The organism is Oscillospiraceae bacterium MB08-C2-2 (genome assembly GCA_035621215.1).
In the GTDB taxonomy this organism is placed as follows: Bacteria; Bacillota; Clostridia; order Oscillospirales; family Ruminococcaceae; genus WRAV01.
The window spans coordinates 1,566,372-1,579,613 of record CP141729.1; the positions used below are offsets into that span (position 1 = coordinate 1,566,372).

The window sequence follows — 13,242 nt, forward strand, 5'->3', positions numbered from 1 at the left end:
ATACCAAATTTAGTGACTATAATTGCATTAACAAGAAAAGTTCCAAAACCGAAAGGGAATGAATCTTATGCAGGAAATACACCCATCCAGCTCAAAGGCGCGGCTTCCGCGTTATATTGCCGTATACAACGCATTATGCGAAATGATCAAGCCGATGCAGCCCGGCGAAAAACTGCCCACAGAGGATGAGCTTATTCACCGGTTTGATGTTTCCCGCAACACGGTTCGGCAGGCTATCCAGCTGATGCAGGAGGATAGACTGGTCTATAAGAAGCAGGGCGCCGGTACCTTTGTAACACGTCAGCCCTTTATGAAAGGCAGCAGTGTTAACAACTATGCCCCTGTGGAAGAGCTTCTGCGCCGCCAGAACATTGACTTCCAGCTGGAGCAAACACATGTGACCTTGCAGGATGTAGATGATTTGGAAAGTGAAATCTTAGGTTTACCAAAAGGTTCCCCCATTTATGTATTTGAGCGAATTTATACCAACACCTCACCGAAAGGTGCTGTTTATGCTTATCTTTTAGACTTTGTGCCTCCCAAAACCATTGCAGCTGCGCCTACGGATGCGGGCGTGAATGAACTGGTTCGTACAGTGGATGAAATGGGCCGCTCGGCCAACTGCATTGTCAGTGCCACCTCGGCGGGCAAGCTCTATGCCGGGATTTTCAAGGAGCCTCCCAGCACCGCACTTTTGCTTTTGCAGCAAATCGTACACGGTGAACGGGAAGAGCTATTGTTTTTCAATAAAACCTACATAAATTCACAGGTATTTGAACTGGCTGTTCAGCTATACCGCAACTGAGTCATTTAAAATTTTTACCTTGTTTTATTCGCACTGCGCCCGGGCTCGTGCGTGTAAAAATAAAAAATGCACATAATTTATTTGAGGGGTGATTGTATGAACAATATTAAAAAAGATTTTAGCCTAATGACGATTCTTTTAATCCCGGTTGCCATTGCACTCAATGTAGTGGGCGGACAAATCGCAGCCGCATTGGCGCTTCCCCTTTATATTGATTCAATCGGCACTATTATGGCCGGTATTCTGGCTGGGCCATGGGTTGGGCTTGTCACTGGTGTTCTGAGCAATGTAATCAACGGTATTTTCCAACCTAACTTTTTCCCCTTTGCCATTGTGAGCGGGATCATCGGTTTGGTATCCGGCTTTCTCTCCCGCAAGGAAATGTTTACCAAGTGGTGGAAAATCGTTGTTTCCATCCTGTGTGTCACACTGGTGGGTGTCATCGTCGGTTCCCCCATTGTTATGTATGTTTACGGCGGAATCACCGGAACGGGCAGCACGTATATCACCGCTTTGATGATGGCTGCGGGGCAAAATATGCTGACCTCTGTCTTTACTTCTCAGGTATTCACTGAAATCGCCGATAAGGGCCTTTCCATTGTTCTTGCTTACATTATTATTCGAGCCATGAGCGACCGCATTCTAGTCAAATATCCGTGTGGGGCACAGTTCATGAAGCATCAGGCAAAGGTTGCCGTTTCTGCCCCATCAGGTGTTGCTCCCACAGCCATTAACGCAGAAAAACTGGATCTTTCGGATGACCAACAATAGCTGTTTGCGCCAGTAGCTTTAGGAGCGCGATGGGTCAGTTGCCGTAAAGGGTAACTGGCCAATCGCTTATCTCCTTATGGGCTGATTAAAGTTTCAATGGAGGGTCACATGGAAACCGCCAGAAGTTATTCCCATAAATTTTTACATAGACTTTACCCCACCACAAAGCTGATTTATCTGCTCCTGTTTTCTGTGCTGGTGCTGTTGGTGCCTGCATGGCAGTATGAATATGCACTGTTTGCCTTAATGGCTTTATTGGCTGCGGCCGGCTCCCACCTGGGAACCTTTTTAAAAAAGGTATGCCATTCGGTGCTGCTGCTGATGGTGTTGATTTTTGTTCTCCAATCGATGTTCCGCTCGGGAACCGATGTGATTTTTTACATCTGGATATTTAGTGTCAAATGGGAAGGCATCCACTTTGCACTGCGCCTTTGCGGTATTCTGCTGGTCATTGCCAGTGCATTCATTCTCTACTTTCAAACAACAGAGGTTCAGGATTTGATATTGGCTCTGGAACAAATGGGTGTATCACCCACTGTTTCTTATGTTATCCTATCCACTCTGCAAATGATTCCCCAGACCAAAAAGCGTTCCGAAGTGATTATGGATGCCCAGCAATCCCGGGGAATTGAAACAAAGGGCAAGCTTTCCACACGTCTCAAAGCCTTTATCCCCATGCTGGCTCCGCTGATATTAAGCTCTTTCTCCGGCATTGAGGAACGGGCTCTTACGCTGGAGGCACGGGCCTTTTCTGCACCATGCAAAAAAACCAACATCCGCACGTTGGTGCACAGCAGACAGGATAAAATCTTGGGGTTTGCTGGCTGGGCTATGATGGTATGTGCGGTGATTGCGAGGGTTTTATTATGGCGTTGATTGAACTGCAGGATTTTAGCTATCAGTATCCGGCAAGCGATGAGTTTTCGCTTAAAAACATTACACTGGATATTCATGCCGGGGATTTTATCGGGATTATCGGCGCCAATGGCAGTGGCAAAACCACTCTTTGCAATGCCATTCGGGGGTTTGTCCCCAGCTTTTATAAAGGGAACAGCTTTGGCAAGGTTCTGCTGGAAGGGAAAGACCTTGCTGAAATTCCGCTGGGGGACTTATCCACCCGCATTGGGTATGTGTTTCAAAATCCTTTTAACCAGATCAGCTATGTAAAAGAAACGGTCTTTGATGAAATATGCTACGGTTTGGAAAATCTGGGTGTAGACCCGGCTGATATGCGCCACCGCACACAAGCCATCATGGAAGAGCTGCGCATCGCACATTTAAGTGAGAAAAACCCTTTCGCCCTTTCAGGCGGGCAGCAGCAGCGTGTGGCACTGGCCTCCATTCTGGTCATGGACCCGGATATTCTGGTGATTGATGAGCCAACCAGCCAGCTGGACCCCTTGGGAACCGAGCAGGTTTTCGATATTTTGGATTTGGTAAAGCATCGTGGCAAAACGGTCATTCTAGTGGAGCATAAAATCGAACACATGGCCCGCTATGCCAACCGTATCGTTGTAATGGAAGATGGCCGGATACTGGCGGAAGGGCCTACCGGCAGCATACTCAGCAGCAAAAAGCTGCTTCAGCATGGCACGCAGATTCCAAGCTATGCACGGCTGGGGCATCTTCTGCGCGAAAATGGGTATGAAGTGGAGAAAATACCCATTACCCACGAGCAAAGCCTTGAGATGCTGCAAGGGATTTTAGCCAAAGGGGCGGTGAACAGTGAAAGTCATTGAATTGCAGGATGTCAGCTTTGCTTACCCCGGCGGATTCGTTGCCGTGGAGCAGGTGAACATGTCCTTCGAAGCCGGTGAATCGGTGGCCATCATCGGCCAAAACGGTGCAGGCAAAACCACCACCGTTAAAATGATGAACAACCTTTACCAGCCTACCTCGGGCACCGTGCTGGTAAACGGCAAGGATACCCGGGAGTTTACAACTGCGCAGATCGCCCGCAAGGTGGGCTATGTTTTCCAGAATCCCGATGATCAGCTGTTCCAATCCAGCGTGGAGGCAGAAATCACCTACGCCCCCCGTGCCAATAAAATCCCGGAGCAGGAGAGCAAAAAATGGATAGACCTCGCCACCGAGCTGTGTGACCTAAAAGACGAGCTGCACACCAACCCCTATAACCTGCCTCTTTCGGTGCGCAAGTTTGTGACCATTGCCTGTGTCATCGCCATGAACCCGGATGTGATTATTCTGGACGAGCCCACTGCCGGGCAGGATTTGCACGGCCTCTCGCTGCTGGCCCAGATGATCCGCCGCCTGCGGGATCTGGGCAAAACGGTGATTACCATCACCCATGATATGGATTTTGTCATTGATAACTTTGAGCGTGTCATTGTGATGGCCAACAAGCATGTTGTGCGGGATGGCGATGTGCGGGAGCTCTTTTGGGATCATGCTGTCATGGAAGCGGCCGCACTGAAGCAGCCCCCCATATGCAGGCTTGCATGGGAACTGAATTTAGGGAAAGGGATTGTCAACCAGCAACAGCTGCTGGAGGCATTAAATAAAAGGTCACTTATCGTATGAAAAAAACAAGTGTGCGCTCGTTCGTTTCAGTGCTTGAGGCTTACGGGATGTACCTGATCACCGGAATTGCCTGCACCTGCATTGGCGCAGCCATTATGGTACTGAAAGAGCATTTTTCCGTTTCTCTGGAACAGGTAGCAGCGCTGGCTTCTGCTTTTGCTTTTGGCCGGGTGATTATGGTGTTTTTCTGCGGCATTATCACCGAAAGATTTGGGGTTCGAACAGCTTTTCGCTTGGGGTTTCTGGCGCTGTCGGTCAACCTGATTTTTATGCCCATCAACACCAATTACTGGGTGGCAATGCTGCTGATGGCCATTGCCGGCGCGGGCATGGGCTTTCAGGATAGCGGATGCCCGGTGGTTCTTTCGGCCCAATTCCCCGGCTCCTACAGCAGTGCCATGAGCGCCGGGCAGGCCTTTTTTGGTGCAGGATGCTTTCTCCCCCCCCTTGCCATGTCCATTTTACTTTCGCTGGGTCTGAGCTGGAAGCTGATGTACACCATCTTCGGCGCACTTGCCTTTGTTTGCTTTGTGGGAACCTTCTTTATGCCGGAAAGCTATCAGAATGCACAGCCAAAGCAAACCTCCAAGCAGCCCCACTCCTCTGTTTCTTTCAAGGGAAATGTTCTTTTCATGGTGTGTCTGTTGGTGGGCATGTTTTTCTATTCCGCCATCGTCAATGTGGTGCACACCTATACAACGGCTTATGTGATGCATTTTGGCGCACCGGAAAATGTTGCAGTCAATGTGCTCACTATGTTCAGCATTGGCGCCATGGTGGGAAGCATTCTTTTCATTCCGATTCTGCGCCGCTTTTCGGCACACAAGATTATGCTGTTTAACAGTGTTGCCACGCTGGTTTTTCTGGGCAGTGCCATTTTAATGGAAAGCCTGACTGTATTCTTTGTGAACTTTACGTTAGCAGGCTTATTCAGTGGGGTGCTCTTTTCGGTGCTGATTACAATTGCAACCGAGGATGCAGGGCCGCACAAAGCACTGGTTGCCAGCATTGTGGGCCTTGTGGGGGGAGCCTCCGATATTTTGACCCCTCTGCTGACTGGGCGCATTGTCAACGCCAGCTCTGTAACAGGGGCATTTCTATACAGCGCAGCCGCCATGGTGATTACAATTATCAGTGCAGCGGCAATGCTGTCGCTGCATAAAAGAACCCAGCATTCCTAAATGGGGAAGTTTTTATTAACCGAGAAGAAAGCAGGTATGTAATATGTCGTATGTACAGTCAAAAGAGGTCTTGAACAGCAAAGGCCAGCAGTACCATATCTGCTGCAAAAAAGGCGATGTTGGCCGCTATGTATTGCTGCCGGGGGACCCCTTCCGCACAGATGAGATTGCACGCCATCTGGAAAATGCAAAGCTGGTGGCACACAACCGTGAGCATAAAACCTGGACAGGTACACTCAGCGGAGTGGCTGTTTCGGTTACCAGCACCGGCATGGGCGGCCCCTCCGCCGCTATTGCAATCGAGGAACTGATTCACTGCGGGGCGGATACCTTTATCCGGGTTGGCACCTGCGGGCGCATCTGTGAAGACAGCTGGGATAAAACTTTGGAAGGTGTTGTGCTGACTGGTGCAGTGCGGGATGAAGGAACAACCCGCCAATACATTCCCATCGAATACCCGGCCATTGCCAACCGCACTGTAACAGAAGCTCTGGTGCAGGCGGCCAAAGAATCCGGGGCCAACTTCACCGAGGGCTTGGGCCAATCCAAGGATAGCTTTTATGGCCAGCATGACCCGGACAGCATGCCCTGTGCAGGCGAACTGCATACCCGCTGGCAGGCATGGGAAACCGGCCATGTTATGGCCAGCGAGATGGAAGCTTCCACCCTGTTTGTTCTATCCTCCATCCGGGGGGCCCGGGCAGGCGCTATTATGGCTTATGAATCCATGACCGAGAACACCATCCAGATTGCCTGCAATGCGATGAAAAAGCTTATTGAGCAGGATAATGGGGCCGGGAGGTAAGCTATGGAAAAGTATTTGATCCGTGGCTGTGATCTGGCCAATTTTGAAACTCTTGGCACACGCCGGGTTGACCTTCTGGTGGAGGGTGCTTTTATAACAAAGGTTCAGCCGGATATTGTTCCAGCTGGGGATGAAACCATCATCGAGGCAGGGGGCAAGCTGCTGCTGCCCGGTTTTGCCGATTGCCACAGCCATTTGCTGCAAACCTTCAGCAAGGGCTATCTGGATGATTACCCCATTGTGGAATGGCTGATCCGCATGTTCAAAATCGAAGAGGTCATGACTGAGGAAGATAATTATTACGCTGTGCTGCTGGGCTGTTTGGAAGGGCTGCGTTTCGGCACAACCAATATCAACGAAATGTGCGGCGAGCGCTATCTGGATTCCACCTTGCAGGCCATTCTGGATTCAGGCATTCGGGCAACGGTGGGTATGAGCCATACCGATATCCCGGAAAACGATGTGACACCCTTGTGCACAGTGGAGCAGGCACTTGCTCAATCACAGGCGCTGTACGAGAAATACCACGGTGTGGCAGGCGGGCGCATCCGCACCTCCTGTGCCCCGGCGGGGATGCCGGCCTGTACCAAAGAAATGATGCAGGCCCTAAAACACTTCACCAAAGAGCGGGGTCTGATTTACCACACACACCTTGCAGAAGGCCCGGTGGAAACGGAAAAAATCCGCAAAAACTTCGGCATGGGTGAAGGCGAGGCGCTATACCACTATGGCCTTCTGGATGAGGGCACACTGCTGGCTCACAGCATTTGGCTGGAGGATGACGAGCTTAGCCTCATCGCCAAATCGGGGGCAAACCCGATATACTGCCCCTGCACCAATCTCAAAATAAGCGATGGAATCCCCAAAATAGGCAAAATGCTTGATTTGGGCATCAATGTTTGCATTGGGTGTGATGGTGAAGCCAGCAGTTCCAACCGGGATATGCTGCTGGAGGCCAAGCTGGGTGCGTTCCTGCAAAAGGGTGCCACACTTCGCCCCACTGTGATGGATGCTGGCACTACCTATAAGATGATGACACAAAACGCGGCCCGGGCACTCAAATGCGAGGATACCGGCGTGGTTGAAGCAGGCAAGCGTGCCGATTTTATTCTTGTGGATACAGCAAGTGATATCCGCCTGAGCAACCAAAACACCCGCCTGAGCAATCTTCTGTTTGCGGGCACTGGCGATGCGGTGGACACTGTATTTGTGGATGGCCGACTAATTTTGCAGGATAAGAAGCTGGTTCATTTCAACCAATCCCATGTGCTTCAAAAGTGCGAATCGCTTTTGGAAAAGCTGGATAAAAAAATTCTCACCATTTAGAAAGGGGAAAAAACCATGAAGAAAATACCTGTCATACTGGATGTGGATACAGGCACGGACGATGCGGTTGCCATTCTGTGTGCAGCTCTCAGCCCCAAAATAGACCTGCTGGCACTCACTGTGGCTTCCGGCAATCAGCCGCTGAAGAACACTGTGGATAATACCTTGCGAATTGTGGAGCTTTCCGGCAAGGATATTCCTGTTTATGCAGGCTGCCCAGAGCCGATGGTGCGCAACCTGATGCCGGGCCGTGCACTGGATGTGCGTATGCAGACAGTGGAAAAAACCATAAATGGCGAGCATATCTCGATTCATGAGCCCCATCTCCCCTTGCCCGCCCCTAAAACCAAAGCACAGGAACAGCATGCATGCAGCTATCTGGTAGAGACCCTTCGCAGCACCAAAGAAAAAATCACCATCATCGCCGTTGCCCCCCTAACCAATATCGGCATGGCCCTGCGTATGGCTCCTGAAATTGCCCACAACATTGAAGAACTGGTGATCATGGGCGGTAGTGTTAACGGTGGCAACCGCACACCCGCTGCGGAAGCGAATTTCTTCGATGACCCCGAAGCGGCTCAAATCGTCCTAAAAAGCGGTATACCCATGCGCATTTTCACCTTGGAAGCCACGGAGATCGTGGAATGCGATCACAAGGACGCCAATGAATTCCGCAAGCTTGGCAAGGTGGGTGAATTTGTGGGCGATCTGATCGATGGATTTATTCACCGCTGCACCCTGTTGGATATCTGCCCCAACCAAGCAGTGGCTATTCACGATGCCATTACGGTGTGCGGTGTCATTGATCCCGACATGGTAACCAATCAGCAAAAAAATGCCTGCGACATTTGCCTGAGCGGCTGGGCCGACGGCAAGCTGGTGGTGGATCGCCGCAACTTTGCCTCCGCCAATGAACCAGTCAGCATTGTGTATGACATTGATAAAGTCCGATGCCTGCAGGCTATGAAAAACAGTCTGGAAGGGAAGATATAGGAACCTTAGGTCAGCGCCGTGATCCTTTTATCTTTTTTGCTGATAAAGCCATATAAAACCGCAGCCGCCCTAATCATAAGGGCGGCTGCGGTTTTCTTTATAGCCTGCAAGGGCGTTGTTTCGTGAGCGATCGGGAATAGCAAGCAATGCCGCATAAAATTTTCAACCGTTCTGCATGTACCTGTTGGAAGAATGCCCGATAAGGCTTGTTAGAATCAGCTGATTATACTTTACTGAATCTAGGAAGGAAGGGTTTTGCAATTTATGGGAGAGCATTTGCTATAGCTGCACAATCAGATCGTGCAAAACCTGAATGGCCTTGGAAAAATCCTCGTATGGTGTATATTCCACGGGGCAATGGCTTCTTCCATCTTTGCTCGGCACAAAAATCATGACAGTGTCCAAAGTCTGGCCGATAGCAAGAGAATCGTGGCCTGCGCCGCTGGCCATTTTCTGGTATGTATACCCATGCCGGAGACAGCTGGCTTCCATCACATCCAGCATAGGGCCGCTCAGGCTGACCGGGGTAATGGTCAGCTTGGTATCCACACCGTAGCTTGCTCCAACCAGCTTGGTCTCAAAATCCAACAGCTTCCAGATATTATCCGCCAGCTCACAGATAATGGCATTGTCTGTGGAACGAATGTCAATGCTGAAATCCACCGAGGCCGCCACAACATTCATTGCGCTTGGCTGCGCCTTCATGTATCCCACTGTTGCTACCGTTCCATCGCCCTTTTCTCTAGCCATATCGCCGATGCGGCTAATTACCTTGCAGGCAATGTCAACAGCATCCTGCCGCATATTCATGGGGGTGGTGCCGGCATGATCCGAGCGCCCGTTCACCGTTACCATATACCGCTGAATGCCAACAATGCATTCCACCAGCCCAATTTCCAGCTTTTTTGCATCCAGCACCGGCCCCTGCTCAATGTGCAGCTCGATAAAATGCCCGATCCGTTGATTTGGCCATGCGGCGTTTTTCAGATTCTCCGGCACAAGGCCATACTCTTTCATGGCGTCATAAACGGATATATCGTTCTTATCTGTATAATGCCTGCATTCTTCCACTGTCATTTGCCCCAGCATGCATTTAGAGCCGAAGTAGCCGGTTCCGAACCGGCAGCCTTCTTCATCCATAAAGGCGGCCACTACATAGTCCGCAGCGAGCTGGATTCCCTCGTCACGAAAAATCCGTGCCAGCTCAATGGCACTCACAACGCCCGCAATTCCATCATAATTGCCGCCATTGTATACCGAATCATAGTGAGAACCCGCCATGATGCACGGAAGAGCACGGTCACTCCCCGGAAGAACCCCGAACAGATTGCCCACACAGTCCTCTTCCACCTCAAGGCCGGCATCCGCCATGATCTCCTTCAGATATTCCGCCGCTTCCCGGGTTTCTTTGGTAAAAGGCATCCGGGTGCAGCCTTTTCCCGGCGTTGCGGTAAACTGCTCTAAATGCTGTAGGTTTTCACGGATTCTTTCGGTTGTATTCCTGGATTCCATGCATCTATCCTCTTTCTGTTGTTTTGTTTCATCTGGGGACAAAAAGTGGAAACAGGGTTTGCTTCCTTACCAAAAGGCAGAGAAGCAAAACCACTGTTCCAGCTAAAGAAATTATACCTGTGCTTCTTGGATTGCCTCGCTGTTGTATATGTCCTTATGGAAGGCGCCGCTTACCTTAGAGGCGATCATACCCACCATAATGTCAACATCCACGTTGATGACAGTGCGGAACATACCGGAGAACCAATCGATGGCAATGAGGATGGCTACAGCCTCTGTGGGCAGACCCAGTGTTGCAGCAAAGAAGGTGTAGGTTACAATCATACCGCCCGGCACAACAATGGTTCCCATGCACATGAGGCAGGCCAGCAGAATGGAAAGCCCCAGCTGAGAGGGGGTCAGAGTCATACCGGTGGCCTGGCTCATAAAGAGAATGGCCAGCACATAGCACTGAACAGCACCGGTGCTGTTCATAGACATGGCAACCGGCCCCACAAAATCAGCCACTTTTTTATCCACGCCGAATTTGTTGACCATATCGTCCATTTCGGTGGGCAGGCATATGGCAGAGGAGGTTGTAGCAATGGCCATTAACGAAACCTTAGCAAATTTTTGGGGCAGCCGCAGGGGGCTGACTCCGCAAAAAGCGGCGGTGAAAGAACCGAACAGCACCATTTGAATGACATCGCCAATCAGCAGGCACAGCAGGAATTTGAGCATAGGCAAAATAACGGTGAAGCCTGTTGTTCCCGCAACATCGGCCAGCAGGAAAAAGATACCCACAGGGGCAAGCTTCATCACAACCGTGATCATGCCCATAACAATGCCGTTGGCCTGTTTCAGAATATCCAGCATCAGAGGGTTTTCGGTTTGTCTGGCATAAGCACCTGCACAAACGCCAAACAGAATGGAAAACACAATGCTGGGCACCATATCGCCGGCGGCCATGGCCGAGAAAATATTGGTGGATACAAAGTTGGTCAGCGTTGTTTGAATGCTGGTGTTGGCAACTTCTGCCGTGGATGCCACAGTGCCGATGTTAATGCCGATTCCCGGCTTCACAATCATGCCCAGTGCCAACCCAAGACCTGCCGCGATCAGGGTAAAGACAACTATGCAAACGAATGTGGTGAAGCCCATTTTCCCAGCGCCTTTTCCCTGAATGCCCGCAAGAGAACCGGCAACAGAGGTCATAACCAGCGGCACAACGGACATTTGAATCAAGCGGATGAAAATGGTTCCGATGAATTTGACATTGCCTGCCCACGGCCCCACCAGACTGCCGAAGATCAGACCCCCAATGGTTGCAAGGATGATCCATGTGGTGAGTGATAGTTTTTTCTTCTGAACGCTCATACTCTTCCTCCTCAATTTAAAAAAGAGCAGTCCTATGGCGTTGTGCTCGCCATTGAGACTGCTCTTTTCCTTATTGCAATTATATTATCGTATCCGAGGCCGGATTTCAATGTGCAAACCGTCTTTTGTTGGCGAATAACGATGTGCACTTCCTACACTTTTGCGGTCTGCTCCTCCGGCAGAATTCGTGTGCCGTCCTGCCCCTCCAGTGCGCTCTGCATATGCTCGATGGAGGTGATCAGCGCCTGCCCTCCGCCAGCCTCTACAAACTGCATAGCGGCGCGTATTTTCGGCCCCATGCTTCCCTCCGGGAACTCCCCCCGGCACAGGTATTCCCGGCACTGTGAAACAGTCATGGAATCCAGTTCTTTTTGGTCAGGGGTTCCATAACCAAGGGCCACCTTGGCAACCCCGGTAAGAATTACCAAGATGTCGGCATGCACAGCGCATGCCACCATAGCGGATGCAAAGTCCTTGTCAATCACAGCCTCTACCCCTTGCAGGTCGCCATCCTTGGTGCGGATAACCGGAATCCCGCCTCCGCCCACGGTAATCAGGAGAAAATTCTTCTCCAGCAGGGCCTCAATGGCATCCCTTTCCACCAGCTCTAAGGGCATGGGAGAAGCCACCACCCTGCGGTAGCCACGGTCGCTGTCTTTCCGCATGCAAAAGCCCTTTTCACGGCCAAGCATCTCGGCTTCTTCCTCATTAAAGAAAGGCCCGATAAATTTCGTGGGGTTCTGAAAGGCAGAATCTTTTTCATCCACCACCACCTGCGTCAGCACGGTGGCCACCTTTTTATCAAGGCGGCGCCGGCTCAGCAGATTCATCAACGTCTGGGAAATCATATAGCCTAAGCTGCCTTGCGTTTGTGCGCCGCAGATATCCAACGGATTTTCGGGTACCGTATGCTTGGCAATGTCGTTTTGCAGCACAATGCTCCCCACCTGAGGCCCGTTGCCGTGTGTGAGAATAATCCGGTCACCGGCTTCCACCAAATCCGCGATGATGTTGCAGCAGTGCACAATATTCTGGTGCTGTTCCGCTATCGTTCCCTTTTGTCCGCTCTGGGTGATGGCGTTTCCTCCGATGGCAATCACAACGGTTCTCATCCGCAGGCCTCCTCTGTTTCTTCTTTTTGCGAGCTGTTCTCAAGGGCTATACGGGCTGCGCACACAATGCCGCTGAGGGTATCAATACCCGAGCTGTGTCCCGTTTGGGCCACAGCCTCCACGCCAAAGCCGAGCTGGTGGCCTGAATCCACGCAGTGATGCAGGCGGTGCAGCTTTTCACCGAACTCCCCCGCCAGCGCACAGCGCAAAAAGGCGGCACTGACTGTATTGGTGCGGCCAAGCTCTCCTTCAAATGCAGAGGTCATTTGCCCAAGCCACGCCTTGCCCGGAGCGCCCAGTGACCAAAACACAAACAGCATTCCCACTAAAAAATCATCCCCGGAGGGAGTCAGCCCGGTACCCAGCCCAACCAGCGATTTTAAAGCGGCTGCAAATTTCTCCTGACCCTGCTTGACACCCGCTTGCAGCTCAGTGAGCTTCTCTGCAAGAACCTGCTCCAGTATGCTTCCACAGGGAGCACCCCCCCCCAGCACCAAATCCCCAAAACCGCCACGCTCTTTATAGTGTGGGAGTATCTCCTCGGCGGCACAGCAAATCCGCAGCAGTGCCTCAAGGCGCAGGATAGACGAAAGCCTAGGTTCCCAGCTATTTCCTTTAAAAGAGAGCCTTTGCGTTCCCAGCAAAAGACCATCCTTCAAAAAGCGGGCCTCCTGCCCAGCGGAAATTTGCTCCATCTGCCGGGAATCCCAACCGTCAGTGACCAGAGAAATCGGTGTTGCGGCAACAGCGACGGCATGGAGGGCATAAAGGCGTTGCTCCACCAGCAGGTTTACCACATTGCCATAGCAGGAATGCACCGTTCCCACAGCTTCCCTCTGA

At 51.2% G+C, this 13,242-nt stretch carries 13 protein-coding genes; 9 read left to right on the forward strand and 4 right to left on the reverse strand.

The window, feature by feature from the left end; all coding sequences use genetic code 11:
- Positions 1–67: 67 nt before the first annotated feature.
- From U6B65_06925 to U6B65_06965, 9 genes are all read left to right on the forward strand, one after another.
- Positions 68–805, forward strand: a complete 738-nt coding sequence (locus U6B65_06925) for a GntR family transcriptional regulator (protein WRS28852.1) — start codon at positions 68–70, stop codon at positions 803–805.
- Between the two features lie 96 nt (positions 806–901).
- Positions 902–1,576 (forward strand): ECF transporter S component, encoded by a 675-nt coding sequence (locus U6B65_06930; GenBank protein ID WRS28853.1) that lies wholly within the window; start codon positions 902–904, stop codon positions 1,574–1,576.
- Positions 1,577–1,684: 108 nt separating this feature from the next.
- Entirely contained in the window at positions 1,685–2,452 is a 768-nt protein-coding gene (locus U6B65_06935; GenBank protein WRS28854.1) for an energy-coupling factor transporter transmembrane component T, read from the forward strand.
- Positions 2,443–3,315 carry an ABC transporter ATP-binding protein gene (locus U6B65_06940; GenBank protein ID WRS28855.1) on the forward strand — a complete coding sequence of 291 codons (873 nt, stop codon included), beginning with the start codon at positions 2,443–2,445 and terminating at the stop codon, positions 3,313–3,315. The genes U6B65_06935 and U6B65_06940 overlap by 10 nt, the downstream gene beginning before the upstream one ends.
- Positions 3,302–4,117: an ABC transporter ATP-binding protein gene (locus U6B65_06945; GenBank protein WRS28856.1), complete on the forward strand. Its 816-nt coding sequence runs from the start codon at positions 3,302–3,304 to the stop codon at positions 4,115–4,117. The genes U6B65_06940 and U6B65_06945 overlap by 14 nt, the downstream gene beginning before the upstream one ends.
- Complete coding sequence (locus U6B65_06950) at positions 4,114–5,298, forward strand: MFS transporter (protein ID WRS28857.1); 1,185 nt, start codon at positions 4,114–4,116, stop codon at positions 5,296–5,298. The genes U6B65_06945 and U6B65_06950 overlap by 4 nt, the downstream gene beginning before the upstream one ends.
- A 43-nt stretch (positions 5,299–5,341) precedes the next feature.
- On the forward strand, positions 5,342–6,103 hold the full coding sequence (locus U6B65_06955; protein WRS28858.1) for a nucleoside phosphorylase: 762 nt from the start codon (positions 5,342–5,344) through the stop codon (positions 6,101–6,103).
- Between the two features lie 3 nt (positions 6,104–6,106).
- On the forward strand, positions 6,107–7,429 hold the full coding sequence (locus U6B65_06960) for an amidohydrolase family protein (protein WRS28859.1): 1,323 nt from the start codon (positions 6,107–6,109) through the stop codon (positions 7,427–7,429).
- Positions 7,430–7,444: 15 nt separating this feature from the next.
- The gene (locus U6B65_06965) at positions 7,445–8,422 is read left to right on the forward strand and encodes a nucleoside hydrolase (GenBank protein WRS28860.1); all 978 of its coding nucleotides are present in this window, start codon (positions 7,445–7,447) and stop codon (positions 8,420–8,422) included.
- 279 nt (positions 8,423–8,701) lie between these two features.
- Here U6B65_06965 and U6B65_06970 read toward each other — a convergent pair whose 3' ends face one another.
- From U6B65_06970 to U6B65_06985, 4 genes are all read right to left on the reverse strand, one after another.
- Entirely contained in the window at positions 8,702–9,934 is a 1,233-nt protein-coding gene (locus U6B65_06970; GenBank protein ID WRS28861.1) for a M20 family metallo-hydrolase, read from the reverse strand.
- A 111-nt stretch (positions 9,935–10,045) separates the two neighbouring features.
- Positions 10,046–11,290: a dicarboxylate/amino acid:cation symporter gene (locus U6B65_06975; GenBank protein ID WRS28862.1), complete on the reverse strand. Its 1,245-nt coding sequence runs from the start codon at positions 11,288–11,290 to the stop codon at positions 10,046–10,048.
- 152 nt (positions 11,291–11,442) lie between these two features.
- On the reverse strand, positions 11,443–12,402 hold the full coding sequence (gene arcC, locus U6B65_06980) for a carbamate kinase (protein ID WRS28863.1): 960 nt from the start codon (positions 12,400–12,402) through the stop codon (positions 11,443–11,445).
- Complete coding sequence (locus U6B65_06985; protein ID WRS28864.1) at positions 12,399–13,229, reverse strand: DUF2877 domain-containing protein; 831 nt, start codon at positions 13,227–13,229, stop codon at positions 12,399–12,401. Before U6B65_06985 ends, arcC begins: the two co-directional genes overlap by 4 nt.
- Between the last annotated feature and the right edge of the window lie 13 nt (positions 13,230–13,242).